The sequence below is a fragment of the Amycolatopsis sp. NPDC114478 genome, assembly GCF_055633805.1.
In genome coordinates this window covers 439576-465367 of sequence record NZ_JBVKDO010000005.1, presented here as the reverse complement: position 1 = coordinate 465367, position 25792 = coordinate 439576, and the positions used below count along the sequence as shown (strand labels likewise).

Sequence of the window (25792 nt, the reverse complement as noted above, 5' to 3'; positions counted from 1 at the left end):
ACGGCGCCGGGCCGTTTTTGTCGGTGGTCGATGACACACTGCGGTCATGTCACCACCGATAGCGACGCCCCGGTCGAGAGCGCTGGGGTTCGGGTTGCGGAAGACGCGCCAGGAGCGCGGGTTCGGGCTGCGCCAGCTGGCCCGGGCCACCGGCGTGCACCCGGCGGAACTGTCCAATTGGGAGCTTGGGTTGCGGGTGCCCAAGGTCGAGGAGGTCGCGCTCCTGCTCGGGCAGCTGCGGGTTTCGGTCGAGGAGCGGGAGCGGCTGTTCGAGCTGGCCGAGCACGCCCGGGAGCCGAACTGGCTGGAGAAGGAGATGCCGGACGCACCGGCGATCCTCACGACGCTGGCCGAGTACGAGCGCACGGCGGTTTCGATCTTCAGCTGGCAGCCGATGGTCGTGCACGGGCTGCTGCAGACGCCCGACTACGCGCGGGCGATTCTGGCCCGCGGCGGCACTCCGGCACAGCTGATCGACCAGCGCCTGCGGGTGCGGATGATCCGCCAGGCCGCGCTGCGCGAGCACCGCGCGCCGCAATGTTCCATCGTGCTCGGAGAAGTCGCGCTCCGCCAGGAGGTCGGCGGCCGGGAGACCCTGCTCGAACAGCTCCGGCACCTGCTCGACCTCCCGCGGCGGATCGAGGTGCTCGTGGTCCCGTCCGGCGGCGACTACCACCCCGGGCTCAACGGTTCCTTCAGCGTATTCGAGTACTTCGACCTGCCCGCCATCGTCTTTCTGGATCAGTACCGCGGCAGCGCGTACCTCTACGATGACGATCAGGTGGCGGCTTACAAGTCCGCTGCGAAGACCATGGCATCCCTCGCCTTGAGCGCGGCCGAATCGCGCGCGTTCGTCGAGGGGGTGATCGCTGACTTGGAGGCCTGACGTGACCTGGCGGAAGTCGAGCTACAGCGGGCCGGAAGCCGAGTGCGTGGAAGTTGCCCTCGCTCAGGTGGTGCGGATCCGTGACACCAAGGACCGCCCAGGCGGAACGCTCGAAATCTCCACCCGATCGTGGGACGCCTTCCTGAAGCTCAGCGCAGCGACTCCGCGTTGACGCCCTCGCGCTCCAGGTAGCGGCCCTTGGTGTGCTCGCCGAAGCCGAACTGCTGGTACAGCCCGTGCGCGTCGGCGGTGTGGAGCATCCAGCGGAAACCGGCACCGGGTCCGTTGTCGATCATCTCGCGCACGATCTCCTTGCCCAGCCCGCTGCCGCGCGCGGAGTCGACCACGAACACGTCGGCCAGGTACGCCGAAGACACCCCGTCGGAAAAGGCGCGGGCGAAACCGACCTGCTCGTCGCCGCGGTAGGCGCCGATGACCCGCCACGACCCGTCGATCGCGGCCTCGACCTGCGCACGCGTCCGCCAACGGCCCCAATAGGCCTCGGTCGACAAGAACTTCCACACCACGTCGAGGTCCAGCCGCGCGCGATCGTCGTCCAGCTCGTACTCACCGAAGGTCCGCATGCCCGGAAGCTAACCCAGACTGCTCGATCAGCCCCACTGATATTTGAGGAACTTCCCGTCCATGGTGACGACGACGCGCTCGCCTCCCGGGTCTTCGCGCCGCGAGACGTCGAGCTTGAAGTTGATCGCGCTCATGATCCCGTCGCCGAACTGCTCGTGGATGAGCTCCTTGATCGTCGGCCCGTAGACCTGCAGGACCTCGTAGAAGCGGTAGATCGTCGGATCGGTGGGGACCACGTCGTCGAGGGCGCCGCGCGTGGGCTGCAGCCGCAACGCGGCTTCGGCGTCGGTGTCCAGCTCCAGGACCTGCGCGGCCTTCGCGGCCAGTTCGGCCGGCACGGGGTGCTGGCCGAGCAGCGCGGACGTCGTCCACGCGAGCGGGGCGTCGAGGGTCTCGGCGAGCTGGGCCCAGCTGAGCCCGAGGCGGGTCTTGGCGGCGAGAACGGCTTCGGCGGCTTCCTGCTTCGTCGTCATGCGCCGACGCTAGAACCGGGGTGTTTCAACGAGGTTTCAGCAGGTAGTCCACCACCGGACGCAGCTCGTCCGCGGACGGCGGCTCGTCGTCGATCAGGCCCTGGATGAGCAGGCCGTCGATGCCCGCTAGGAACACCCGGAACGCCACTTCGTCGTCGTGGCGGACCATCGACGTCAGGACGTCCAGCCAGCGACGCGCGGCGGGCCGCAGCTCGGGCTTGCGCGCCGCCAGGAGGTACAGCTCGTACTCGGCCATCGTCCGCCCGCGCCGCGGCCCCAGCGCCTCCGCGAGCAGGCCCGCGACCTCCTCGGCTCCGCGCGAACCGCGTGACCGGGCCCGGTCGATCATCCAGTAGACCTCGGTCGCCATGTCGCGGGCGCACGAGATGAGCGTCGCGACCAGCAGGTCGTCCAGGGACGAGAAGTGGTACGTCGTGGACGTCGTCGGCACGCCGGCCTCGGTCGCGACCGTCCGGTGGGTGACGCCCGCGACGCCGTCGCGCTCGATCACCCGCAGCGTCGCCTCGATGATCTCCGCGCGCCGCTTGTCGCCGCGGGCCTTGCGGCCGTCGACCTGCAGTTTCACGTCGACGCACTCCCGATTTCGATCAGCACGACACCGCCGATGACCAGGGCCAGCCCGGCGATCATCGCCGCGTTGACCGGCTCCTTCAAGAACACCACCCCGATGATCGCCACCAGGGCGACGCCCGCCGCGGCCCAGATGGCGTACGCGACACCGATCGGCAAACCCATCTTCAGCACGTACGACAGCGCCACGAACGCGACGGCGTACCCCGCCACGACGACGATCGACGGCCCGACCTTGGAGAAGCCCTCGGAGAGCTTCAGTGAGACCGTCGCGGAGACCTCGGCGGCGATCGCCAACGCGAGGAGGAGGTACGCACCCATAGGGTGAAAACTACCTGAACGATCGTCCCGAAACAAAGAGCGACGTACACCACATCGGTGGGACTTACGGCCACTCAACGGGTTACTCATCAGTAAGGAAGGTTAGTCTCCCGGCACCACCACTGCTTCGATCACTGAAGCATCCGGACGAAAGGCACCCGAACGATGGGCGCTCTGCAACTGACGCTCGGCGGGATCTCCGTCGTGCTCGGCCTCGTCGCCTGGGGCATGTTCGCCGCGACGATCGCCCGTTTCGTGCGGGTGATCCGCCTCGGGCAGCCCGACTCGACGCGCAACGGCCCCTTCATGCCCCGCATGAAGACGCTGATCAAGGAGTTCGCCGCGCACACGCGGATGAACCGCAAGCGCAGCGTCGGGCCGGCGCACTGGCTCGTGATGTGGGGCTTCCTGCTCGGCTCGCTGGCCCTGTTCGAGGCCTACGGCGAGGTCTTCGTCCCGACGTGGGGCTGGCCGATCCTCGACGACTTCCCGCCGTTCCAGCTGCTCATGGAGCTGCTCGGGCTGGGCACGATCGTCGGCATCCTGGTGCTGATGGCGATCCGCCAGCGCAACCACCCGCGCCGCGCCGACCGCCAGAGCCGCTTCCAGGGCTCCAACTTCAAGTGGGCGTACTTCATCGAGGCCGTCGTCCTGATCGAGGGCATCGGCATCATCGGCGTCCGCGCCGCGAAGGCCGCGCTCGGCGCGCACGAGACGCCGACCTGGGCCGCCTTCGTCTCCAACCCGCTCGGCGAGCTGCTGCCGGCCAGCCCGAACCTGGTCACGGTGTTCGCGTTCGTCAAGCTGATGAGCGCGACGGTCTGGCTGATCGTCGTCGCCCGGACGATGACCATGGGCATCGCCTGGCACCGCTTCAGCGCGTTCTTCAACATCTACTTCAAGCGCGAGGCCGACGGCGGCGTCGCCCTGGGCGCGCTCAAGCCGATGATGAGCGGCGGCAAGGTCCTCGACCTCGAGGAAGCCGACCCGGACGAGGACACCTTCGGCGTCGGCAAGATCGAGGACTTCAGCTGGAAGGGCTGGCTGGACTTCTCGACGTGCACCGAGTGCGGCCGCTGCCAGGAGCAGTGCCCCGCGTGGAACACGGGCAAGCCGCTGTCGCCGAAGCTGGTCATCACGCAGCTGCGTGACCACGCCTACGCGAAGGCGCCGTACCTGATGGCCGGCGGCAAGCGCGACATGGCGGGCGACGAGGTGGGCCTGTCCGGCGACAACATGTACGCCGGGATCGACGTCCTGGCGATCGCCGAGTCCCAGAAGGCCCTGATCGGGGACGACGGCGGCGTCATCGACCCCGACGTCCTGTGGTCCTGCACCAGCTGCGGCGCGTGCGTCGAGCAGTGCCCGGTCGACATCGAGCACGTCGACCACATCGTGGACATGCGCCGCTACCAGGTGATGATCGAGTCGTCGTTCCCCAGCGAGCTGAACGGCATGTTCAAGAACCTCGAGAACAAGGGCAACCCGTGGGGCCAGAACGCCAAGGACCGGCTGGCCTGGACCGAGGACCTCGACTTCGAGGTCCCGGTCTTCGACGGCGACCTCGGCGACGCCGAGTACCTGTTCTGGGTCGGCTGCGCCGGCGCGTTCGAGGACCGCGCGAAGAAGACGACCCGCGCGGTCGCGGAGCTGCTGCACATGGCGGGCGTCAAGTACACGGTGCTCGGCTCGGAGGAGTCCTGCACCGGTGACCCGGCCCGCCGCGCGGGCAACGAGTTCCTGTTCCAGATGCTGGCACAGCAGAACGTCGAGGTCCTGAACTCGGTGTTCGAGGGTCGCGAGCGCAAGGCCCGCAAGGTCGTCGTGACCTGCGCGCACTGCTTCAACACCCTCGCCAACGAGTACCCGGAGCTGGGCGGCCAGTTCGACGTCGTGCACCACACGCAGCTGCTGAACCGCCTGGTGCGCGAGAAGCAGCTGGTGCCGGTGGCGCCGGTCGCCGAGGACGTCACCTACCACGACCCGTGCTACCTGGGCCGCCACAACAAGGTCTACGAGGCGCCGCGCGAGCTCGTCGGCGCGACCGGCGCGCAGCTGCGCGAGATGCCGCGGCACGGCGACAAGTCGATGTGCTGCGGCGCCGGCGGCGCGCGGATGTGGATGGAAGAGAAGATCGGCAAGCGGATCAACGTCGAGCGCGTCGACGAGGCGCTCGGCACCGCGCCGTCGAAGATCGCGACGGGCTGCCCGTTCTGCAAGGTGATGCTGAACGACGGTCTCACCGCACGTCAGGCCGATGGCACCGCGAGTGAAAAGGTCGAGATCGTCGACGTCGCGCAGATGCTGCTCGAGTCGGTCAAGCGCAAGCCGGAACCGAAGCCGATCGCCCTCGGAGCGCCGTCACTCGCGGAGGAGTGACAGAAGCTGCAAAAACGCACGGCCCCGGTCAGGAGTTCCTGGCCGGGGCCGTTCTCATTACGTGAAACACGGAAATCGATTACACGAATAACGTTCACAATATTCACCGCAATGGCCCATCAGGGCAGAAACAAACCTTGGCCAAAAGCCCCTCCACCCGGCGTAAGCTGGGCTTTCCTCGCCGCCACCGCTGCCAGCGAGGCCACTTCGACGATCACGGAATCAGGGGGCAGCGCGGATGGGCGAGGACCTGCGGACCACGGCAACCGGGTTCGGGGAAACCACCGGCCGGCACGCCCTCCGCGATATTCCGCCCGTCAGTGAGTACCGCATGGAGCCGGTCGGCCAGCTTCCCACGCAGCGGACGCTCGTGCGCCCGTACGTCCTGACGCGCGGCCGCACGCAGTCGCGGCGGCACCTGGCGATCGAAGCCCTGGTCTCGACCCGCGCCGGCGCGCACTGGAACGGCGCCCGGCTGACCGGGGAGTTCCGCTCGGTGCGTTCGCTGTGCCACCACCCTCGCTCGGTCGCCGAGGTCGCGGCCCGGCTCAGCGTCCCGCTCGGCGTCGCCCGGGTGCTGCTCGACGACATGGCCGAGCAGGGCCTGGTCACCATCCACGACACGCGCGTGAACACCGAAGGCCGCCCGGCGGTGGCGCTCATGGAACGCGTACTGCACGGCCTGCGCCGCCTCTGACGATTACGCTCACCAGGGTGACCGAGGAAAACGGGAACTCCGGTGGGGAGAGCACGCTGACCGTCCTGCTGGCCGGCGGCGTGAACCTGGCGATCGCCGTCATGAAGCTGGTCGCGGGCATCATCACCGGTTCCGGCGCGATGCTGTCCGAAGCGGCGCACTCGGTCGCCGACACGTTCACCGAGGCCCTGCTGCTGACGGCGTTGAAGCGGTCCGACCGGCCCGCCGACCGCGTGCACCCCTTCGGCTACGGCAAGGAGCGCTACTTCTGGTCGCTGCTGGCCGCCGTGTCGATCTTCGCGTCGGGCTCGATGTTCGCGCTCTACGAAGGCGTCTCGACGCTGTTCGGCCACGGCGAAGCGCAGAGCACGTCGATCCTCAGCTACCTCGTGCTGGCGGGGGCCTTCCTGCTGGAAGGCACGTCGTGGGTGCAGGCAGTGCGCCAGACGCGGCGCGAGTCCAAGGCCGAAAACCGGTCGTTCTGGGCGTACCTGCGGCTGATCGACGACCCGGCCCCGAAGACCGTCCTGTTCGAGGACTCCGCCGCCCTGATCGGCCTGCTGGTGGCCTTCGCGGGCATCGGGCTGCACCAGCTCACCGGCTCGGAGCTGTGGGACGGCGTCGCGTCGATCGTCATCGGCGTGCTGCTCGCCTGCGTCGCCTACCTGCTCGGGCGGACGAACCGCGGCCTGCTCATCGGCCGCCAGGCCAGGCCGGAGATCGTCCGCGGCGTCCGCGACCACCTGTCCGCCGCGCCGGAGATCGAGGCCGTCGTGGACCTGCAGACGATGCTGATGGGCACCGACCAGGTCCTCGTCTGCACCCGCGTCGACTTCGACGACTCCCTGAGCGCCGGTGACCTCGAGCGCACGTGCGTCCGGCTCGCGGGCGAGCTGATCTCGGCGTTCAACGACGTCACCGAGGTGTTCATCGAACCCGTGCCGCGCTCGGACCCGGACCTGCGCGCGACCGTGCTGGCCCGCTACGGCGAGATCGCGGAGCGGTGGAACAACCCGAGCCAGTAGCGGCTCAGTACCCGAAGTCCTGGACCCAGTAGTTGCCCGCCTTGGTGAACCCGACGCCGATCTTCGTCAGCGAGCAGTTCAGGATGTTCGCGCGGTGGCCCTCGGAGTTCATCCACGCGTCCATGACCTGCGCCGCGGACGTCTGCCCCTTCGCGATGTTCTCCGCGCCCGGCTGGGAGTAGCCGGCGATCTTGATGCGCTGGTCGAACGTCACGCCCTCGGGGTTGGTGTGGGAGAAGAAGTTCCGGGCCGACATGTCGTCGCTGTAGTCCTGGGCCGCCGTGGTGAGGTGCGACTCCTCGGTCAGCGGCTTGCAGCCGGCCTGCGCGCGCTGGTCGTTGACCAGGGAGATGACCTGCGCGGTGGTCGACTGCGCGACGCGGGCGGCGGCCTTGGTGGTCGGCGGCGGGGCGGCTTCGGACGTGGTCGGCGGCGGCGGCGGCGCTTCGGACGTGGTCGGCGCCGGTGCCTCGCTGGACGTCGTCGTCGTCGTCGGCGCGGGCGCTTCGGTCGTGGCCTGCTTCGGCGCCGGGGCCTTGCCACCCGCGAGATCGGTGCCGCTGCCACCGCCGGAGCCGGCCGGCGCGTCGGGCAGCACCAGCGCCGCGGCGCCGAGTTCGGCCGTGTTTCCTTCCGCGGTGGCCATCCAGGTGCCTGTCGCGGCGGAGAAAACGCCGAGCAGCACACTGAGTGACACCATCACCACGCGACCACGTTCACCAATGGGGGACACGGCGCGAGAACGTATCACGGAACGATTACAGCGAGAACCCTACGAACGCACTGGTCACATTCCCCGGCCCGGCATTCGACGACCGACACGAATTTCGCGGCAATCGGACGCTCAGGCGTTACTCCGTTCAGCCGCTTCGCACGACGAAGGTCGCGTCGCCGGACGCCGTCACCGGGCGGCCGGTCGGGTCCTGGCCGGTGACGGTCGCCTTGCTCGTGAAGCCCTGTTTCCCCGCGATCGTCGTACAGGTGTAGGTGATTTCGGCGTCTGCCGCCAGGTTCGCCGCGGTATGCGCACACGACGTCGTGTGGTCGTCCACGACGGACACGGCGGTGAGCGGGACGTCGCCGGTGTTCTTGACCAGGATCGAGAACGTGACCGTCGCGCCTTCGCGGACTTCGTACGGCGTCGCGTCCTTCATCAAGGCGATCTCGGGGTGGACGACGTCGACTTTCGCCTCCGCCGTCGATTGCACCGAGCGATTGGTCGGGTCCATTCCGGTCACTTCGGCGGTTTCCGCGAAGTCGTCGTCCGGCGCTTTTCGGGTGCAGGTGTAGATCTGCTTTTCCCCGGCCGCCAAAGTGGCGAACTTCTTCGCGCACGGCTCCTTGCCGGCCACGGACACGCTGGTCAGCGGGACGTCGCCGGTGTTCGCGACGGTGATCGTGAACGTGACGTCGTCGCCTGCGCGGACCGTCCCGGGCTTCGCTTCTTCGGTGATCTTCACGGCCGGGTGGATGACGTCGAGTGCGTCGCTGTCCTCGGCTTCGACGGGCGGGCCGATAGGAGCGACGGCAGTGGCTTTCGCGGTGCTCACGGCGTCTTCCTGCGGTGCGGTCGTGGCGCAGTCGTACTTCTGGACTTGCTTGGCTTCGAGGCGGTCGAAGGTCTTCGCACACGAGTCGGCCTTGACGTCGGTCAGGGGGACGTCGCCGGTGTTCGCGACGGTGATCGTGCGGGGCACGGTGTCGCCGGGGCGGAAGGGGCCGCCGTGGATCTCCTGCGTCACGTTCAGCGCGGGGTGGATGACGGTGTAGGCCGCATCGTCCGTGGCGCTGACCTGGCGGTTCGTCGGATCGGTGCCGTTTGCGGTGGCGGAGCTCACGAAATTGTCGGTGCCGGCGTTTACCGTGCAGGAGTGGTGCTGGAGAGCGCCGGGAGGGAGGGTGCCGATGGTCTGAGCGCACGCCGGAGTGCGACTGTCCGCAATGGACACTGCGGTCAGGGGCACGTCGCCGGTGTTCGTGACGACGAGGGTGAAAGTGACGGTGTCGCCTTGCCGGACCCGCGCGGGCGTCGCATCGTTCGTGATGGTGATCGCCGGGTGGATGACATGGACCGGTTCCCCGGCGGTGGCGGTCACGGGACGGTTCGTGGCGTCGGTACCGGTGACTTCCGCGACGGCGGTGAAGTCGGCTTCGCCGGCGGCTTGAGTGCAGCTGTAGTTCTGCGTGGCTCGCGGTTCGAGTGAACCCAGGGATTTGGCGCATGCCGGTGCGCCCGGGGCAGCCACGGAGACGTCGTGCAGCACGCTGTCGCCGGTGTTGGTGACGGTGATCGCCGAGGTGACGGGGTCGCCGGGGCGCACGATCTTCGGATCGGCGGACCGGGTGACCGCGATGGCCGGGTGGATCACGTCGACCGCGGCGGTGCCTTCCGCCGTGAGCGGCGGTCCGACCGGTGCGGTGGCGGTGACCTGGATCTTGGCGATGAAGTCGTCGGCCTGGGCGGTCAGCGTGCAGCCGAAGGACTTGGTGGCGCCGGCTTCGAGGGCGCCGTCGAGGACTTGGGCGCACCCCGTGGCTCGGGCCTGCGGTCCGGTGGCTCGTGGGGCGACCGGGGTCGGCGTTGCCGAGTCCGTGACGCGCAAGCCGGTCAGCGGCACGTCGCCGGTGTTGTGCACCGTGATGCGCAGCGGCACCGCGTCGCCTTCGCGGAACGGCCCGCCCGTCACCTGCGCGGTGATCGCCACGGCCGGGTGCTGCACCACGAACGCGGCTTCCGCGGTCGCCATCACCGGACGGGCGGTCGGGTCGACTCCTGTCACCGTCGGCTTGTTCGTGAGGCCGGTGGCGCCCGCGCGTGTCGTGCACGTATACGTCTGCTTGCCCTGCGGCGGCAGCGTTCCGAGCGGCTTCGCGCAGCCCGCGACCTGGTCGTCCGCGACCGCCACGCCGGTCAGCGGCACGTCGCCGGTGTTCGACGCGGTGATCGTCCACGTCACCAGGTCGCCTTCGCGAACGGCCGCGGGCGAAGCCTGCGCGGCGAGCGCCACCGCGGGGTGGATCACGTCGACGACGGCGTCGCCGGTGACCTTCACCGTGCGGCCGAGCTGGTCCTTCCCCGACGCGGCCGCCGTGTTGGTGAAGTCGTCCGGCGGGGCCGGCGCCGTGCAGGTGTACGTCTGCCTGCCCTGCGGCGGCAGCGCGCCGATCGCCTTGGCGCACGCCGGGGTCCGGTCGTCGGTGACGGCGACGTCGGTCAGCGGCGCGTCGCCGGCGTTGGCGACCGTGATCGTGAACGTGACCGGGTCGCCGGCGCGCACGACGGCCGGTGAGGCGTCCTTCGTGAGCGTCAGGGCCGGCGTGATCACCGTGACGGTCGCCGACGCGGTGGCGGCCACCGGCTGCCCCGACGAGTCGGTGCCGGTGGCGATGACCTGCGACGTCTTCGTCGTGGACGGGTTCGCCGTGCACGTGTACGTCTGCGTCGCGCCCGGGGCCAGGCGGTCGAACGTGCGCGAGCACGACGTCGTCGTGTCGTCGGTGACCCGCACCGGCGCGAGCGGGCTGTCGCCGGTGTTCTTGACCGCGACGGAGAACGTGACGGCGTCGCCCGCGTGGATCACCGGCGGGTCCGCGGTCTTGGTGACCTGGATGGCGGGGGAGATCGTCGGCGCGGGTGCGTCGGCGGTGGCCGTGACCTGCTGGCCGAGCTCGTCGGTGGCGGTCGCGGTCGCGGTGTTGACGCCGTCGGCGATCGGGGCCTTGACCGCGCACGTCGTCGTGCGGCTCTCGCCGGGGGCGAGCGCCCCGGCGAGGGCGCACGCCGGCGCCTTCGGGTCGGTGACCCGCAGGCCGGAAAGCCCGGTGTCGCCGGTGTTCGTGACCTTGATCGTGAAGGTCGCGGTGTCGCCGGCGCGGTAGGCGGGCTTGTCGGCTGTCTTCGTCATGCCCAAAGCCGGGTGCACGACGTCGACGGCCGCGGACGCGGTGCCGTCGATCGCGTCGCCGAGCGTGCTCGTGCCGGTCGCCTTCACGGTGTTGGTGAAGTCGTCGGCCGGGGCCGGGCCGGTGCAGTCGTAGGTGACGGTCTGGTGCGGGGCGAGCGTGCCGAGTGCCTTGGCGCAGGCGGGAACGGCCTCGTCGGCGGCTTGCACCCCGGTCGCCGGGACGCTGCCCGGGTTGGTCACGGCGACGGCGAACGCCAGCGGCTCGTCGGCGTGCGCCTTCGGCCGCGCGGGCCGCAGGCCGACCTGGAGTTCGGGCACCGGCACGGAGAACGCCAGGTTCTGCGCGAGGTAGGTGTCGCCGCTGGTGACGAAACCGAGCTTCGTGCTCGTCGCGCCGGCGGGAACGGTGTCGACGTTGAACGACTTGGCGTCCACGCTGAAGTTGTTCTTCACGCCCGGCGCGGCGGCGTTGTCCGCGTTGGAGATGAAGAAGTTCGACGTCCCGCCGGTCGCGGGCTCGGCGGCCGGGGTGCCGTCGATCAGGAACTGGTCGCCGGAGCCACCCCAGTCGCCGTCGTAGGCGGTGACGCCGATGTGCGCGTCGGCAGCCGCCGCGCGGAAGCCGGTGATCGTCGTTTCGGTGGGGGCGCCGACGTCCTGGTGGACGTGCCCGTCGTCGATGACGACCTTTCGCTTGTTCGGCGCGAAGTCCGGGTTGCGTTCCGGGTAGGCGTAGACCAGGGCGATCGACCAGCCGCCGACGCAGTCGAAACCCTTGGGGGCCCAGACGTTGCCGACGGTCACGTCGAGCGGGGCGCCGGTCGGCGCGCCCGCGAACCGGCTGGTCACGTCGGCGTGCGCGGAGTAGTACGGGCCGTCTTCGGCGAACGCGGCCGGGGCGACGTCGACGGGTTTCGCGCTGCCCACCGAAAGCCGGACGTTCTGCGTGGCGGGGTTCCCGGGCGGCGGGATCGCGGGGACGCCCTCGCGGAACCCGCACGTCTTGCCGGTCGTGTTGCCCGCCCAGTTCAGCCGGGCGAAGACGATCCGGGCGCCGGGCGGGATGCGGACGGACGCGCTCGCCGAGTCGAACGTGCCGGGGTCGGCGTCGACGTCCGCCCACTGCATGAAGAAGTCGTCGTTGACCAGGGTGTCCTTGCGGTCCGCGGTGTTGGCGCAGGCCGCGGGCGTGTCGACCGGGCCGGCGGTCGGCGCGTGGTCGGCGGCGAGCGGGCAGCGGAGGACGCCGTTGCCCGCGTACAGGAAGTCGCCGTAGACGACGTCGTCGTAGCCCACCGCGAACGGTGGACCGGCCGCCGCGCCGGCCGACGGCATCAGCGCCGAGACCGAAATGATCATTGCCAGAACGAGAACCAAGCGAAGCGGCCTATCGGGCAACCGCATTCCTCGCTACCTCCGGGGGCCGGGACGACCTTTCGGAGCCTGGCACGGAAGAGGGGTTTACGCGCCGGTTCTCACCCGTCCGTGGCGCCGGTCAGCTTCGCCGTCGACTCGTGGGTGAGCTCCGTGGCCGCCTCGACGAAGCCGATCACCGTGCGGAGCTCGTCGTCGGTGTAGCGGTCGCACAGCTCGTACATGCGCTTGACCAGGTGGTCCCACAGGTGCACGCCGCTGGCGATGGCCTGCTCGTCAAGCGCGATGAGGACGCGGCGGCGGTCGTCCGGGTGCGGGCGGCGGCCGACGATGCCCTTGCGCTCCAGCCGGTCGATCATCGCGGTCACCGACGCGGGCGCCAGCCCGGACAGCCGCACGAGGTCCTTCGGCGTCTGCGGCCCGAACCGCGCGAGGTAGTCGAGGACCTTCGTGTCGACCGCGGAGAGCCCGCGCGTCTCGGCGATCGCGGTGTGGAACATGACCGTCTCGGTCGACAGCTCCCGCGACCTGAACAGGACTTCTTCGACCAGCTGCGCACGTTCGCTTGACACAGCCACCAGCTTAGCCCACTCTTTAGTTCGACAGAACGAATTAGTTTCTAAGATATTCGAGGGGACGAACGACATGACCAAGGCGCTGATCATCGGGGGCGGCATCGCGGGCACGATCACGGCCATCGCCCTGCACGAAGCCGGGCACGAACCGGTGCTGTTCGAGGCGTACGACCGGGGCGCCGAGGGCGTCGGCGCGTTCCTCACTCTGGCGGTGAACGGCCTGGACGCCCTGCTGCCGCTGGGCCTCAAGGACGTCGTCAAGGGCGCGGGCTTCGACTCGCCGCGTATGTCGATCGGGCTCGGCAACGGCACCCGGCTGGCCGAGTTCTCCCTGGGCGGCACGCTGCCGGACGGCACGGTGAGCCAGACCGTCCTGCGCTCCGACCTCTACGTCGCCCTGCGCGACGAGGCCGCCCGGCGCGGGATCCACGCCGAGTACGGCAAACGCCTGATCGGCGCGAGCCAGACGTCCGGCCAGGTCAGAGCCGAGTTCGCGGACGGCTCCCACGAAACCGGCGACCTGCTGATCGGCGCCGACGGGCTCCGGTCGCGCGTCCGCACGATCATCGACCCGGACGCGCCGGCGCCGCGGTACGTGCCGCTGCTCAACACCGGCGGGTTCGCCGAAGGCCTTTCCCTGCCCGACGAGCCCGGCGTGCTGAACATGGTGTTCGGCAAGCGGGTGTTCTTCTGCCACGTCGTCAGCCCGGACGGCCGCGTCTGGTGGTTCGCGAACCCGGCGCGCAAGTCCGAGCCGACCGCGTCCGAGCTGGCGACGCTGGCCGGTGAGAAGCTGCGCGCCGAACTGCTGCACCTGGTGGCGCCCGACCGGACGCCGGCGACGGAGATCATCCGCGCGACCCGCGAGGTCTACCCGGCGTGGCCGACGTTCGACTTCCCGTCGGTCCCGGTCTGGCACCGCGGCCGCATGGTGATCATCGGCGACGCGGCGCACGCGACGTCACCGGCGGCGGGCCAGGGTGCGTCGATGGCCATCGAAGACGCTGTCACGCTGGGCAAGTGCCTGCGTGACGTGCCGGACGTCGAGCAGGCGCTCGCCACCTACGAGCGGTTGCGGCGCGAGCGCGTCGAGGCCGTGGTCGCGGCCGGCAAGCGCAACGGCGACCAGAAGGTGATCGGCCCGGTCGGGCGCGTCGTCCGCGACTTCTTCATCAAGCGGGCGTTCGCGAAGCCGTTCGACGAGGACCCGAACGCCTTCATGTGGAACCACCACATCGACTGGGACGAGAAGATCGCGGCCGCTTAGCGCCAGGTGTCGACGCGGTGGAAGTTCTTGTACGCCCGGCTCGGGGTCGGACCGCGCTGCCCCTGGTAGCGGGACCCGGCCTCGCTCGAGCCGTACGGGAACTCGGCCGAGCTGGAGAGCCGGAAGATGCAGAGCTGGCCGATCTTCATGCCCGGCCAGAGCGTGATCGGCAGGTTGGCGACGTTCGACAGCTCGAGCGTGATGTGCCCGGAAAAGCCCGGGTCGATGAAGCCGGCGGTCGAGTGCGTCAGCAGCCCGAGGCGGCCGAGCGACGACTTGCCCTCGAGGCGGCCGGCGAGGTCGTCGGCCAGGGTGACGAGTTCGAACGTCGAGCCGAGGACGAACTCGCCCGGGTGCAGCACGAAGGGCTCGTCGCCCTCCTTCTCGACGAGCGAGGTCAGCTCGTCCTGCTGCAGCTGCGGGTCGATGTGGGTGTACTTGCTGTTGTCGAAGACGCGGAAGAAGCGGTCGAGCCGGACGTCGATGCTCGACGGCTGGACCATGCCGGCATCGAAGGGGTCGATGCCGAGCCGGCCGGCGTCGAGCTCTTTGCGGAGGTCACGGTCACTGAGCAGCACGCCCGGCAGCCTATCCGGTGGAGTCAGGCGACCCGCATGTGCTGCGCGTAGGACGTGTCGGGCGCGAAGATCTTCTCGAGCCGCTTCACGTACCCGCGGCGCCCGGCCTCGCCGATCCGCTCCTGCAGCGCGGTGGCGCCGGGGATGAACCGCCGCACGGTCTCGGCGGCGAAGTTCACCCCGGCGACGGCGACGATCGCGGCCTGCGCGACGGGATCGTTCGGCAGCCCGAGGAAGTCGGCGTTGGTCTTCCCGAGCACGAGCCGGCTGATCGACGAATGCACGGCGACGGAGACGTGCGACAGCACCTTCCCGACGGCGCCGCGTCCCTCACCGACGGCGGCGTTGGCCTCGATGAGCGCCTTCGCGAGCCGCTTCGAGTCGGCGTCCGGGATGAACTCGGTGGCGGCGAGCAGCCAGAGCAGGCGCCAGGCGTCCTCTTCGGAGGTGGGGAGCAGCTCGTCGTCGACGCCCATGAGCCAGCCGATGTACCGCCAGAGGTGCAGGATGTCGCCGCGTTCGCGCGCGGAGTAGCGCAGGCCGAGCAGCTGCGTGCCGAAGACGTAGACGAGGGAGAAGAGCAGGAGGGTGCCGGCGGTCTGCACCTGGTTGACGGGCCGGTCCCAGGCTTCGTAGTCCCAGTCGTCCCGCCGGTTCATCGCGGCGCGCACGTGGGCGTGCACGAGCCGGATCCGGAGGGCGGAGGCGTAACCCTTTTCGCCGTGCTTGAGGGCGCCGGGGGTGGTGACGTCGATCCACCAGGCGGCGGTCTCGACGAGCCGCCGCGTGGCCTGGTATTCGATCTCCCCGGTTCCGACCAGGGATTTCGTGGCGCGCGAGGCGAGGTAACCGCCCATCAGCGACATGTCCCCGAGCGGGAAGAGCCCGAGCAGCCCGGCCCGGGTGATGGCTTTGGCACCGCGGTCGAGCCGGTCGTCATCGACCCAGTAGGGCTTGGCGTCGACCTCGTCGAAGAAGTCCTTGAGCGGCCCTTCCGCGGCGGCGCGGTTGCGCAGCGCCTCTTCGAAGAGCCGCCGCCCTTCCCCTTTGGGCTGCCGCGCCATCCACGCGACGACGTCGTCGGCCCGCTGGTCCTGAACCTGCGCGAACTCCCGGATGCGCGCGACCTGCCGCTCGTCCCCCCGGATGTCCCCGTCGATGAACAGCCGCTGAGCCAGCCGGAACCCACCTTGCCGAAAGAGCTCGGGCTCATCCATGGCGCTCACCTCCGAGGTCGACAACAAGTGTTGTCACTTGAGGCGGAGGAGTCAAGGAGGGAGGGGTCTGGACATGGGGATCACGGCGCCGTGTATGCTGGCGACGCACTGCGGATGTAGTTCAATGGTAGAACATCAGCTTCCCAAGCTGAATACGCGGGTTCGATTCCCGTCATCCGCTCTCAGCGAAAAGCCCCGGATGCGAATCCGGGGCTTTTCGCATTTCTTTCAGGCCCAGAAATTGTCGTCCGCGGCCTCGTCGCTCGAAACGTCCGTCAGTTCCGTGGCCTTGCCGTCGCGCATGCGGAAGACCAGGGCGTGGCGGGTGTCCAGCTGTTTGCCGTCGCGGGTGCCCGTCGAGTGGTAGACCGTGATCACTTCCTCGTCGTTCGCGTAGACCTCTTCCAGTTCCACTCGCAGCGTTCCGCCGCTTCTCTCGGCGAGCCGCCCGTACATCGCGAGGATCGCGTCGCGGCCTTTGTGGTCGCCGGAGAACGTGTTGTGGCCGGGCATGTGCTGCACGGCGTCCGGGGCGAGGAGCTCCGACAGCGCGGCGACATCGCCCGCGGAAAACGCCTCGTAGCCCCGGCGGATGAGTGTGGCGTTCTGGTGTTCGGCCATGGTTGGCCTCCTCGGGTAGGACGTCCGTTCATCGAACGCGCCCGTCCGGACCACGGTCAAGACCCCGGTTTTTCACCGGCCGGTAAGGAAAACACCCACCGGCCAGTGAGTCTACTGTGGACTCAACCGCCGGCGCAGGTGAGCCGCGTGGGCGGCGGGCAGACCGGTTTCCTCCGCGCGCTCCAAAGCGTCGGCCGCCGCCGGGGAACCCAGACGGTGCAACAACTCCGCACGCGACGCGTGCCACCACGGGTAGTCGTCCAGACCGGGCAACGCGTCCACCAAAGCCAGCCCCGCCGCCGGTCCGTCCCTTTCCGCCACCGCCGCCGCGCGGTTCAGGCGCACCACCGCCGTGTCCTGGATCGACAACAGCACGTCGTACCAGGAGATCACCGCGTCCCAGTTCGTTTCCGAATACGACGGCGCCAGGTCGTGGCACGCCGCGATCGCCGCCTGGACCACGTACGGATTCGGCGTCGACGGTGTCCGGCGCAACCCCGTCCCCACCAGCTCGACGCCCTCCTTGATCAGCGCGAAGTCCCACGCCGAACGGTCCTGGTCCGCCAGCAGAACCGGCACCCCGCCGGAAAACCTGGCCGCGCGGCGGGCGTCCTGCAGCAGCACCAGCGCCAGCAACCCCAGCGCCGTCGGCTCGTCCGGCATCAGCGACGCCAGCAACCGGGCCAAGCGGACTCCCTCGACCAGGAGCGACTCACGGCCCGTGTAGCCCTCGTTGAAGATCAAGTACACCGTCGACGCGACGCCGGCCAGCCGCGACGGCAGCTCTTCGGCGGGAGGTACCCGGTACGGGATCCGCGCCTGGGCGATCTTCTGCTTCGCCCGCGTCAAGCGCTTCGCCATCGTCGCCTCGGGGAGGAGCAGGGCGCGCGCCACCTCCGCGGTCGACAAGCCGCCCAACGTGCGAAGCGCCAAAGCCACCTGCGCGTCCAGCGACAACGCCGGGTGGCAGCACGTGAAGACCAGCCGGAGCAGGTCGTCGCGGACGGAGACCGGGTCCGGGTGCGGGTCGACGGCCGGCATCGCGTCCGCCTCCTTCCCGAGCCGCTTCGCTTCGCGGCGGACGACGTCGACCGCGCGGCGGCGGGCCGCCACCAGGAGCCAGCCGCGCGGGTTGTCCGGGACGCCGTCGCGCGGCCACGTCTCGAGTGCGCGCACGACGGCGTCCTGGACCGCGTCCTCGGCCCGGTCGACGCTGCCGGTGACGCGGACCAGCGTGGCCAGTACCCGGGTGCCCTCGTCCCGGACCAGCCGCGCGACCGCGTCCCCGGCGTGGGTCACTGGCCGAAGTCGACGACCGGCCGGACCTCGATCGCGCCGTCCCACGCGCTCGGGATCCGCGCCGCGACCTTGACGGCTTCGTCCAGGTCGGCGCACTCGAGCAGGTAGAAGCCGGTCAGGACTTCCTTCGTCTCCGCGTACGGGCCGTCGCTGGTCACGATGTCGCCGCCCTTGCCGCCGGTGACGCGGACCGTCGTCGCGGTCGCGGTCGGGTACAGCGCCGCGCCGCCGCGGATCACGGCCTGGGCGCCGTCGTGGAACTCGCCGTAGTCCTTCATCATGTCCGCGGCTTCGGGCTTGGTCGGGTCGATGTCGGCGGAGTAGATGATCGCGGCGTACTGGGGCATGGCTGCTCCTCACAGGTCCTGACCGGCGCCGATCGCCGGCTCTCACTGTAAGGACGAACGGCGCGGACGTCTCCGGGACAACCGCGCCGGAAAAACTTCAGCCTTCGACGAGCTCCCAGTCGGAGTCCGGGGTCGCGCGGTCGTACACCTGGCCGGGCGCGGCCTTCAGCACCGTGCGGATGTCCGGGTACAGGCCCGCGACGTGCTCCAGCTCCAGGCCCTCGACCTCGAAGTCCTCCGCCTCGGGGACCTCGAAGCCGACGAACAGCCACGTGCCGTCCTGCTCGCGGACCACCTGGCGGACCGCGCGGACCGGCTGCTGCGGGCCCGTCGGGATCTCCGTCAGGCCGCTGCTGATCTGGGCCTCGTCGTCCGGCGAGCCCTCGAACTCCCAGGCCTCGCGACGCTGGGTCAGCAGACGGATGTCCTCGTCCTCGTCGTCGGAACCGGTCACCGACGACAGCAGCCACGTGCGGCGCTCGGGGTCCCAGTCCGCGGCCATGCCCGTCGGCATACCGGCGAGAGCGGTCAGCTGCGGCAGCAGTTCGACGGCTTCGCGCAGCGACATCTTCCGGAAGCTCTCGCGGTTGACCAGCACGTCGTCGGACAGCTCGGTGCCGTCGCTGATGAACCAGTCGTCCTCGTCGTCCAGCACGACGAAGCCCAGCGCGTCCGGGTCGTTCACCAGGGCCAGCGCGATGATGACCGGCCCTTCCGGGTCCTGGCGCAGCGGCCATTCGGTCGACATGCGCCATATCCCACCATCGGGCGATCCGGCGGCCGGAGCCGGGGTCACCGCTCGATTAATTCATCATGCGTTGATATTGTGGCAGTCATGGTGCTGCCCAAGGGACTCGCCCGCTTCAACCGCGTGGTGACCAACCGGATCAACAAGTACTTCGTGAACTGGGCGCCGGGTTTCGGCCTGCTCGTCCACAAAGGACGGAAATCCGGCAAGGAGTACCGGACGCCGCTGAACGTCTTCCGCAGCGATGACGGATTCGTCGTCGCGCTCACCTACGGTCCCGACACCGACTGGGTGAAGAACGTGCTGGCCGCGGAGAGTTGCACCATCATCACCCAGCGGAAAAATTACCGCGTGCACTCGCCCGAGCTCGTGCATGATGAGTCGCGCCGAGCGATGCCGACGCCCATACGCCAGTTCCTCGGCCTGCTGAACGTCCACGACTTCCTGCTGCTGAAGCGGGACTAGGGGGAGAAATGCTGCTCGAGGGGGAGCTCGTCCGGCTGCGCGCGCTCGAACCGGAGGACGCCGAGCGGATCCACGGGTTCGTGACCGACCCCGAGGTCGGCCGCTGGATGGAGAACGGTCACCCGCTTTCCCTCGCCCAGGTGCGCAAGCGCTGCGAAGAGCGCGCGGTCAACACGTACGAAAAAGTCGTCCTCGGCATCGAGGCCAAGGCCGAGCGGAAGCTCATCGGCATCGTCGACCTGCGTGACGCCGAGCCCGAGGTCGGCGAGGCCTACCTCGACATCTACATCGGCGACGCCGAATACCGCCAGGGCGGCGGCTACGGCACCGAAGCGCTGCGCCTGATGTGCCGCTACGGCTTCGACAACATGCGCCTGCACCAGATCACGCTCTGGGTCGTCGCCGAGAACGAGGTCGCCCGGCACGTCTACCGGAAGGTCGGGTTCGTCGAGGAGGGCCGGCATCGCGAGTCCTTCGTCGGCCAGAACGGCGAACGCCACGACATGATCCTCATGAGCATGCTCAAGGGCGAGCTCACCTGGTGAGCCGGGGCGGCGCCTTCATCCGCCACGCCTCTTCGAGCAGCTCGCGCAGCTGATCGACGTCGACCTTCTCCAGGTCGACGATGATCGAGCCGTGCCCGTCGTAGTGCGGGGTCGTGAAGAAGGCCGCGTCGCCGGACTCCAGCAACGCGGCCTTCTCGTCGAGCCCGCACATCACGACCAGGCCGCCCTCGGCCTCGGTGCGCAGCCGCGCGAACCCCTTGCCCGCCACCTTCAGCGCGGGCGTGCGGTACCAGGTCGACGCCTCGGCCTCGGGGAGTCCCGAGGCCAGGCGTACGACGTCTTCCCAAGTCGGCATGAGTCCATTGTCGGGCCACCGTCTTGGAAAAACCGGATCACGGCAGCTGGGTCACCCGGTCCGCCGCGGGCGGGGCCAGGTTCGGGTGGGCGCCCAGGAACGCGACCAGCGCGTCCAGGTCCACCGGGCCGCCGGCCAGGTTGGTGCCCTTGGTGAACTCGGTGAAGCCGTCCCCGCCGGCGGCGAGGAAGTTGTTCACCGACACGCGGTACGTCGCCGCCGGGTCGACCGGCGTGCCGTTGACCGTGATGTTCGAGACCCGCGAGCCCTGCGCCGCGGACGCCGACCAGCTGTAGTGCAGCGAGCTCGAGATCTGCAGGAACTTCGGGTTCACGCCCGGCGCCCACTGCTGCTCCAGCACGTTCTTGAGGTTCGCGCCGGTCAGCGTGATCGTCTGCATGATGTTCGAGAACGGCTGGACGGTGAACGCCTCGCCGTAGGTCACCACGCCGTCACCTTCGCCGGCCGACGACGACGCGTAGTTCAGGTCGGCGCGGATGCCACCCGGGTTGGTCATCGCGATGACCGCGCTGTTCGACTGCGTGCCCGCGAGCTGCGCGTCGGCGATGACGTCGCCGAGCGCCGACTCGCCGGCCGCGTTGCCCGCCGCCTTCAGGTCCTGGGTGATGGTGCCGATCTGCTTGTTCGCGATCGGGCCGGACTTCGCCACGGCGTCGGCGACGAGCGCCGCCACGGCCGGGTCCGGCGTGACCGTCCGCGTGACGATCTCGTTGAACGCCTTGGTCTGCGACCGCACGACGTCGCGCGTCTTCAGGCTGATCTTGAAGTCGACGACCGACAGCAGCCGGCCGAAGGACGCGCCCTGGATGACCGGGCGCGGCTGGCCGGCCGGGTCGTTGATCACGCAGTTGTACTGCTGGTGGCTGTGGCCGGTGAAGATCGCGTCGACCTTCGGGGTCACCGCCTTCGCGATGGCGCTGGCCGGGCCCGGCAGGACCTTGCAGTCGTTCGGGCCCTCGAGCTCGGTGCTGTCACCCTGGTGCAGCAGCACGATCTGGGCCTTGACCCCGAAGAAGTCGAGCAGGTCCGCGGTGCGGTTGATCGCTTCGACCTCGTCGCCGAACTTGAGGCCCTTGATCGCCTCCGGCGTGACGACCGACGGCAGGTCCTTCAGCGTGGCGCCGATGACGCCGATCGGCACGCCGCCCTCGAACTTGACGGTGAACGGCAACAACGCGGGCAGGCCGTTGGTGAAGTACACATTGGACCCGAGGAACGGGAACTTCGCACCGCCGAAGGTCTTCTCGAACTGGCACCCGTCGGTCGGGTGGCAGCCGCCGAACTGCATGCGCTGCAGCTCCTTGTAGCCCTCGTCGAACTCGTGGTTCCCGACCACGGAGCCGTTGACGCCCAGCATGTTCAGGAAGTCGATGGTCGGCTCGTCGTGGAACAGCGCCGAGGTCAGCGGCGACGCGCCGATGTTGTCGCCGGCGGACACGACGAACGAGTTGCGCACCTGCGAGCGAAGCTGCTTCACGTGCGTCGCCAGGTAAGCGGCGCCGCCGGCGTCCACAGTAGTCCCGTCGGACTGCCGGACGCGGCCGCCGGAGCCGGCCGGCGGCTCGAGGTTGCCGTGCAGGTCGTTGAACCCGATGATCCGGACGTCGGTGGTGGGGTCCGGGCGCTGGCCCGCGGACGCGGGCGCGGTGGTGACCGCGGTCGTCGCCAGCGCGGCCGCGGCGAGCACCGCGAGCCGGGTTGAAAGCCTCATGCGTGTTTCCTCCGATTCGCGCCCAACGTCCCCAACGGGCGCACGGCGGAGGATTCTGCCTCGTGAAGCAGTCACCTACCAGGGTCAAAAGACGGACGTAAAGCGAATGTCATCTAACGGCTTCCGTCGAGCAACACCCGCGCGACGAGTCCGGGGTCGTCGTTCATCGGCACGTGCCCGCAGCCGGGCAGCAGCCGGAACGTCCCGTTCGGAGCGACCTTCCGCAGGTCGGCGACGCGGGGACGGGCGAGGATCCGGTCGTGCTCGGCCCAGGCGATCGTCACCGGGACGCCGGTGACCGGCCCGGTGAAGCGGAAGTCCCCGCGCGACTGCGCGGCGGTGGGCTCGAAGCCCGGCGCGGTCGCGAGCGCGTGGGCGTCCTCGACGACGTCGTCCGGGGTCAGCAGCGCCGGCTTCCCGACGATCATCCCGGTCAGCGCCTTGCGCCCGGCCGGGGTCGCGGCGATGCGGCGCACGACGTGCGGTGGCGTGCGCTGGGCGAGCGTGCGGTGGGCCTTGAGCGTGGCGATCGCGTACATCTTCTGCGTGCGGTTCCACAGCCCGGCCGGCGACAACGCCGTGACGCTGCGGACGAGCCCGGCCTGCCCGAGCGCGAGCGACAGCAGGCCGCCGAGGGAGTTGCCGGCGACGTGCGGCCGGTCGAGGCCCAGCTCGGTGAACAGCTCCTTGAACATCACCAGCGCCGGCTCGACGCCGTACCCGCCGGACGGCTCGGGCGACTCCCCGAAGCCCGGCAGGTCCACGGCGATGACGTCGCGATGCGGCGTGAGCAGCGGAAACACCGGCGCCCAGGCCTGACGCCGATGCCCGATGCCGTGGATCAGCACCAGCGGCTCGCCCCGGCCCGCGCGGTCGTAGACAACGTCGTCCATCACCCGAGAGTAAGTCCGGGACGAACGGAAAGCTACAACCGCCGGTAACAGTTACTCTGCGTCCGGGTGAATCCGCGTCCCGGTGTCGGCCGACCGCTGGACGGCGTCAAGCACTCGGTGCACGCCCAGCGCGTGCGCGAAGTCCGGCAGGTCGCCCTTCAGGTGCCGCGCGTAGGCGTGCGCGACGTTGTACGACGGCTCCGCGCTGCGCCCGGCCAGCTGCGGGAGCTCGTAGCGGGCGGGCACGGTGAGCTTCTCCAGCGTGCCGGTCCGGCTGCCGCGCAGCGTCAGCTTCGCGATCCAGAACAGCGGGTCCGCGGCGGTGACGAGCAGGGTGCCCTCGGTGCCGTTGATCTCCCAGTGGAAGTCCGTGGCGGGCGACGACCCGCCGCGCAGGTGCAGCGACGCGACGGCGCCGCCCTTCAGCACGCCGTTGACGGCGATCTGGTCCGGCGCGGTCATCGGGACCGAGTCGCCGGTGACCTCGTCGCGCACCCGCGGCCGGACGGTCGCCATCGTCGCCGACAGCTCGGCGAACCGGCCGAGCACCATGTCGAAGGCGTCGACGGTGTGCGCGAACGGGATCGTCAGCATGGTCGCCCCGCCTTCGGGGTGCAGCTGGTAGTCGCGCCCGGCCCGGACCGACGGCCCCCAGTTGCCGCCTGAGCCGATGAGCGACGTCGAGAGCACGCGGCCGACGTAACCGTCCTTGATGAGGTCGCGCAGGTAGCGCAACGCGGGCGCGGACCGGCCCTGCAGGCCAACCGCGGTCTGCCTTCCGCGAGCGGCTTCGACCAGCGCGTCGGTCTCGGCGAGGCTCGCGCCGAGCGGCCACTCGCTGAGCACCTGCTTGCCCGCGGCCAGCGCGGGCTCGATCAGCGCGCGGTGCTCGGACACCTTCACCGCGACGACGACCAGGTCGACCTCCGGGTGCCGCGCCAGCTCCCCGGCGTCGCCGAAGGTCAGCGGCACGCCGTACTTCTCCCCGGCCACCCGCGCCGTCTCGGCGCTGCTCCCGCTGAGCGCGCGGAGTTCGTAGCCGTCCACCGCGGCCAGCGCGGGCACGTGCGCGGTGGCGGCCCAGCCGCCGTTCGCGCTGAGCCCGACGATGCCGACCCGGACCGGTGCCATGAGCGTTCCCTTTCGTTGCCCTGCACAAGACTTCGACGTGCCGAGCGTCGTGGTCATTCCCGGGTGAGCGCAAGCCGCATCCGGTTACGTCTGCCTTTTCCGGTTATGACCTCGGACTCGCCGGTGTGGACGAACCCGAGTCGTTCGTAGACGCGCCGCGCGCGGTCGTTCCCCTCGAAGACGTGCAGGCCGATCGCGTCCGCACCGGCTTCTTCGGCCGCTTCGCGAACGGCGTCCATGAGCCGGACGGCGACTCCGCGGCCGCGCGCCTGTGGCGCAACCCACATCGAGAAGACGAGCCATTCCGGCTCGACGGGCCGGCCGCAGACGAGCGCGACGGCGTCTTCGTCCTCGTCGAAGGCGGCGAACCAGGCGCTGTCGCGCAGCCAGTCACGCCACTCGCCGTCCGGCTTCGCGCGTTCGACGGCGACGAGCGAGCCGAAGTTCTCGGGGGTGTCCGCGAGCGCGCGAAGCCGGATTTCGCGCAGCACCGGGACATCGTCGGGCGTCAGCCGTCGCACGTGGACCATGCGCGCAGGTTCGCACGCGCGCCGGGTCCGGTAACAGCCATTAACTCGGACGCGATGAGCCGGGCACTACGACGTGTGGGGGACGTATGGGCATCGAGGTCGTACTCGTGGTGCTGGCCGTCGTCGTGCTGCTGATCGGCGGCACGGTGTTCAGCGCGTGGCGGTCCGAGCGCTCCGAGGACAGCGAAGACGACTGACCGATCGGCCCGGCGTCGGTCGGCCGACTGGCCGATGCGGTCGGGCTCTTCGACCGAAGTACTCGCAGGGCAAGATCCATAGCGTCGGTGGCATGACGAACGCACAGGTCACCGCCCTGCAGTACGGGTTCATCGGCTTCCTGGCGCTGTGGACCGTGGTGCTGGTGCCGCAGCTGATCACGCAGCTCGCGCGCTACGGCGGCCTGCGCGTCCGGGGCCTGCTGACGACCGCCGCGGTGCTGTTGTACGGGTGCATGACCCTGGCGGTCGTCTTCCTGCCGCTGCCCGGGCCGGGCACGCGCCGGCTGAGCCAGACCGTGCAGCTGCACCCGTTCCAGTGGATCACCGACATCCACACGGAGGTGCTCAAGCACGGGTCGCAGTGGTTCACGACGCAGACGTTCCAGCAGGCGTGCCTCAACGTGCTGCTGTTCGTCCCGCTGGGGGTGTTCGCGCGGGTGCTGTGGCGCCGCGGCCTGATCGGGACGCTCCTGATCGGCTTCACGGCGTCGCTGCTGATCGAGCTCACGCAGCTGACGGCCAACTTCGGGACGGCACCGTACGCCTACCGCATCTTCGACGTGGACGACCTCATGAACAACACGACCGGCGCGGGGCTCGGCTGGGTGTTCGGGGCGCTGCTGCTGGCGGTCCTGCGTTCACCGGTCGGCGTGCAGCCGGCCCGGAGCGAGCGGGTCCACTTCGCCGAGACGCGCTAGCCGAGCTTTCCGCTGCAGAGCGGCCCGCTTGGCAGCGCGACGATCTTCGAGGACGACAACGAGAGCGGCGACGGCGATGACCAGCGCGACCAGCCCGAGGATGAGCGGAAGCTGCACGAAATCCTCCTCGGTACGGCGCTGTGCGGGAGATCACACAGGGTACGCAGGTCAGTGGTGAATCCGCTACCCCCCGCGACGAAGGCGGGCGGTGAACCAGGTCCGGCCAGGTTTCGCGGGCCGGATTCGCCGAGGTCAGAGAGTGTCCGACGGTCGGGACGGCACAAGGTGAACTCTCGATTTCCGCAGCGCGGACCGGGCGATCGAACGCGGCCCGCCGAGCTGCTGCCCCTCCAGCCCCTCACCCTCACCGGACAGC

Annotated in this window: 27 protein-coding genes and 1 tRNA gene; 10 read left to right on the top strand and 18 right to left on the bottom strand. The window is 69.7% G+C overall.

The window, feature by feature from the left end:
• Positions 1-46: 46 nt before the first annotated feature.
• Together ACZ7OH_RS18190 and ACZ7OH_RS18185 are read left to right on the top strand one after the other, a co-directional pair.
• Positions 47-886, top strand: coding sequence for a helix-turn-helix domain-containing protein (locus ACZ7OH_RS18190; RefSeq protein WP_470281804.1), 840 nt, complete (start codon positions 47-49; stop codon positions 884-886).
• A gap of 1 nt (position 887) precedes the next feature.
• Positions 888-1058, top strand: coding sequence for a DUF397 domain-containing protein (locus tag ACZ7OH_RS18185; RefSeq protein ID WP_400897034.1), 171 nt, complete (start codon positions 888-890; stop codon positions 1056-1058).
• Here ACZ7OH_RS18185 and ACZ7OH_RS18180 read toward each other — a convergent pair.
• The 4 genes from ACZ7OH_RS18180 to ACZ7OH_RS18165 are packed head-to-tail and all read right to left on the bottom strand — an operon-like array spanning position 1036 to position 2856.
• Complete coding sequence (locus ACZ7OH_RS18180) at positions 1036-1470, bottom strand: GNAT family N-acetyltransferase (RefSeq protein ID WP_470281803.1); 435 nt, start codon at positions 1468-1470, stop codon at positions 1036-1038. The two genes, ACZ7OH_RS18185 and ACZ7OH_RS18180, sit on opposite strands and share 23 nt — an antisense overlap.
• A gap of 27 nt (positions 1471-1497) precedes the next feature.
• Positions 1498-1944 (bottom strand): cyanase, encoded by a 447-nt coding sequence (gene cynS / locus ACZ7OH_RS18175; protein WP_372667385.1) that lies wholly within the window; start codon positions 1942-1944, stop codon positions 1498-1500.
• Positions 1945-1969: 25 nt separating this feature from the next.
• Positions 1970-2530, bottom strand: coding sequence for a TetR/AcrR family transcriptional regulator (locus tag ACZ7OH_RS18170; RefSeq protein WP_400897038.1), 561 nt, complete (start codon positions 2528-2530; stop codon positions 1970-1972).
• On the bottom strand, positions 2527-2856 hold the full coding sequence (locus ACZ7OH_RS18165; protein ID WP_470281802.1) for a DMT family transporter: 330 nt from the start codon (positions 2854-2856) through the stop codon (positions 2527-2529). The genes ACZ7OH_RS18170 and ACZ7OH_RS18165 overlap by 4 nt, the downstream gene beginning before the upstream one ends.
• Before the next feature lie 165 nt (positions 2857-3021).
• Here ACZ7OH_RS18165 and ACZ7OH_RS18160 point away from each other — a divergent pair, with 165 nt between their 5' ends.
• The 3 genes from ACZ7OH_RS18160 (at position 3022) to ACZ7OH_RS18150 (ending at position 6957) form a co-directional block, all read left to right on the top strand.
• Positions 3022-5235, top strand: coding sequence for a (Fe-S)-binding protein (locus ACZ7OH_RS18160; RefSeq protein WP_470281801.1), 2214 nt, complete (start codon positions 3022-3024; stop codon positions 5233-5235).
• A 331-nt stretch (positions 5236-5566) separates the two neighbouring features.
• Entirely contained in the window at positions 5567-5932 is a 366-nt protein-coding gene (locus tag ACZ7OH_RS18155) for a DUF742 domain-containing protein (protein ID WP_470281800.1), read from the top strand.
• A gap of 17 nt (positions 5933-5949) precedes the next feature.
• Positions 5950-6957: a cation diffusion facilitator family transporter gene (locus ACZ7OH_RS18150; protein ID WP_470281799.1), complete on the top strand. Its 1008-nt coding sequence runs from the start codon at positions 5950-5952 to the stop codon at positions 6955-6957.
• Between the two features lie 4 nt (positions 6958-6961).
• Here the strand turns inward: ACZ7OH_RS18150 and ACZ7OH_RS18145 are convergent, their stop codons facing one another.
• The 3 genes from ACZ7OH_RS18145 to ACZ7OH_RS18135 all read right to left on the bottom strand — a co-directional run bounded on the left by ACZ7OH_RS18145 (position 6962) and on the right by ACZ7OH_RS18135 (position 12808).
• On the bottom strand, positions 6962-7663 hold the full coding sequence (locus ACZ7OH_RS18145; protein WP_470281798.1) for a CAP domain-containing protein: 702 nt from the start codon (positions 7661-7663) through the stop codon (positions 6962-6964).
• 154 nt (positions 7664-7817) lie between these two features.
• Positions 7818-12221 (bottom strand): DUF7507 domain-containing protein, encoded by a 4404-nt coding sequence (locus tag ACZ7OH_RS18140; protein ID WP_470281797.1) that lies wholly within the window; start codon positions 12219-12221, stop codon positions 7818-7820.
• Between the two features lie 116 nt (positions 12222-12337).
• On the bottom strand, positions 12338-12808 hold the full coding sequence (locus tag ACZ7OH_RS18135) for a MarR family winged helix-turn-helix transcriptional regulator (protein ID WP_470281796.1): 471 nt from the start codon (positions 12806-12808) through the stop codon (positions 12338-12340).
• Positions 12809-12881: 73 nt separating this feature from the next.
• Between ACZ7OH_RS18135 and ACZ7OH_RS18130 the strand changes: the two genes are divergently transcribed.
• The gene (locus tag ACZ7OH_RS18130; protein WP_470281795.1) at positions 12882-14078 is read left to right on the top strand and encodes an FAD-dependent oxidoreductase; all 1197 of its coding nucleotides are present in this window, start codon (positions 12882-12884) and stop codon (positions 14076-14078) included.
• Here the strand turns inward: ACZ7OH_RS18130 and dcd are convergent.
• Both dcd and ACZ7OH_RS18120 read right to left on the bottom strand, forming a co-directional pair.
• Positions 14075-14656, bottom strand: coding sequence for a dCTP deaminase (gene dcd / locus ACZ7OH_RS18125; RefSeq protein WP_086671086.1), 582 nt, complete (start codon positions 14654-14656; stop codon positions 14075-14077). The two genes, ACZ7OH_RS18130 and dcd, sit on opposite strands and share 4 nt — an antisense overlap.
• 23 nt (positions 14657-14679) lie before the next feature.
• On the bottom strand, positions 14680-15873 hold the full coding sequence (locus ACZ7OH_RS18120) for an oxygenase MpaB family protein (RefSeq protein WP_470281794.1): 1194 nt from the start codon (positions 15871-15873) through the stop codon (positions 14680-14682).
• 110 nt (positions 15874-15983) lie between these two features.
• On the opposite strand from ACZ7OH_RS18120, the gene ACZ7OH_RS18115 reads away from it, so the two are divergent.
• Positions 15984-16054 (top strand) — tRNA-Gly (locus tag ACZ7OH_RS18115).
• 47 nt (positions 16055-16101) lie between these two features.
• On the opposite strand, the gene ACZ7OH_RS18110 is transcribed toward ACZ7OH_RS18115, so the two are convergent.
• The 4 genes from ACZ7OH_RS18110 to ACZ7OH_RS18095 all read right to left on the bottom strand — a co-directional run bounded on the left by ACZ7OH_RS18110 (position 16102) and on the right by ACZ7OH_RS18095 (position 18888).
• Positions 16102-16494 (bottom strand): nuclear transport factor 2 family protein, encoded by a 393-nt coding sequence (locus ACZ7OH_RS18110; RefSeq protein WP_470281793.1) that lies wholly within the window; start codon positions 16492-16494, stop codon positions 16102-16104.
• Between the two features lie 111 nt (positions 16495-16605).
• Complete coding sequence (locus ACZ7OH_RS18105; RefSeq protein ID WP_470281792.1) at positions 16606-17793, bottom strand: RNA polymerase sigma factor; 1188 nt, start codon at positions 17791-17793, stop codon at positions 16606-16608.
• Positions 17790-18140: a YciI family protein gene (locus ACZ7OH_RS18100; protein ID WP_470281791.1), complete on the bottom strand. Its 351-nt coding sequence runs from the start codon at positions 18138-18140 to the stop codon at positions 17790-17792. The genes ACZ7OH_RS18105 and ACZ7OH_RS18100 overlap by 4 nt, the downstream gene beginning before the upstream one ends.
• 97 nt (positions 18141-18237) lie before the next feature.
• Positions 18238-18888 (bottom strand): hypothetical protein, encoded by a 651-nt coding sequence (locus ACZ7OH_RS18095; RefSeq protein WP_470281790.1) that lies wholly within the window; start codon positions 18886-18888, stop codon positions 18238-18240.
• 87 nt (positions 18889-18975) lie between these two features.
• Here ACZ7OH_RS18095 and ACZ7OH_RS18090 point away from each other — a divergent pair, with 87 nt between their 5' ends.
• Positions 18976-19353 (top strand): nitroreductase family deazaflavin-dependent oxidoreductase, encoded by a 378-nt coding sequence (locus tag ACZ7OH_RS18090; RefSeq protein WP_470281789.1) that lies wholly within the window; start codon positions 18976-18978, stop codon positions 19351-19353.
• An 8-nt stretch (positions 19354-19361) separates the two neighbouring features.
• Positions 19362-19898, top strand: a complete 537-nt coding sequence (locus ACZ7OH_RS18085) for a GNAT family N-acetyltransferase (protein ID WP_470281788.1) — start codon at positions 19362-19364, stop codon at positions 19896-19898.
• Here ACZ7OH_RS18085 and ACZ7OH_RS18080 read toward each other — a convergent pair.
• The 5 genes from ACZ7OH_RS18080 to ACZ7OH_RS18060 form a co-directional block, all read right to left on the bottom strand.
• Positions 19888-20214, bottom strand: coding sequence for an MmcQ/YjbR family DNA-binding protein (locus ACZ7OH_RS18080; protein WP_400897070.1), 327 nt, complete (start codon positions 20212-20214; stop codon positions 19888-19890). The genes ACZ7OH_RS18085 and ACZ7OH_RS18080 overlap by 11 nt on opposite strands.
• A gap of 37 nt (positions 20215-20251) precedes the next feature.
• Entirely contained in the window at positions 20252-21946 is a 1695-nt protein-coding gene (locus ACZ7OH_RS18075; protein ID WP_470281787.1) for a bifunctional metallophosphatase/5'-nucleotidase, read from the bottom strand.
• Between the two features lie 113 nt (positions 21947-22059).
• Positions 22060-22839: an alpha/beta fold hydrolase gene (locus ACZ7OH_RS18070; RefSeq protein ID WP_470281786.1), complete on the bottom strand. Its 780-nt coding sequence runs from the start codon at positions 22837-22839 to the stop codon at positions 22060-22062.
• A gap of 51 nt (positions 22840-22890) precedes the next feature.
• Positions 22891-23970: a Gfo/Idh/MocA family protein gene (locus ACZ7OH_RS18065; RefSeq protein WP_470281785.1), complete on the bottom strand. Its 1080-nt coding sequence runs from the start codon at positions 23968-23970 to the stop codon at positions 22891-22893.
• A 53-nt stretch (positions 23971-24023) separates the two neighbouring features.
• Positions 24024-24500, bottom strand: coding sequence for a GNAT family N-acetyltransferase (locus ACZ7OH_RS18060; RefSeq protein WP_470281784.1), 477 nt, complete (start codon positions 24498-24500; stop codon positions 24024-24026).
• Between the two features lie 289 nt (positions 24501-24789).
• Here ACZ7OH_RS18060 and ACZ7OH_RS18055 point away from each other — a divergent pair, with 289 nt between their 5' ends.
• Positions 24790-25416: a VanZ family protein gene (locus tag ACZ7OH_RS18055; RefSeq protein ID WP_470281783.1), complete on the top strand. Its 627-nt coding sequence runs from the start codon at positions 24790-24792 to the stop codon at positions 25414-25416.
• The last annotated feature ends 376 nt before the right edge of the window (positions 25417-25792 follow it).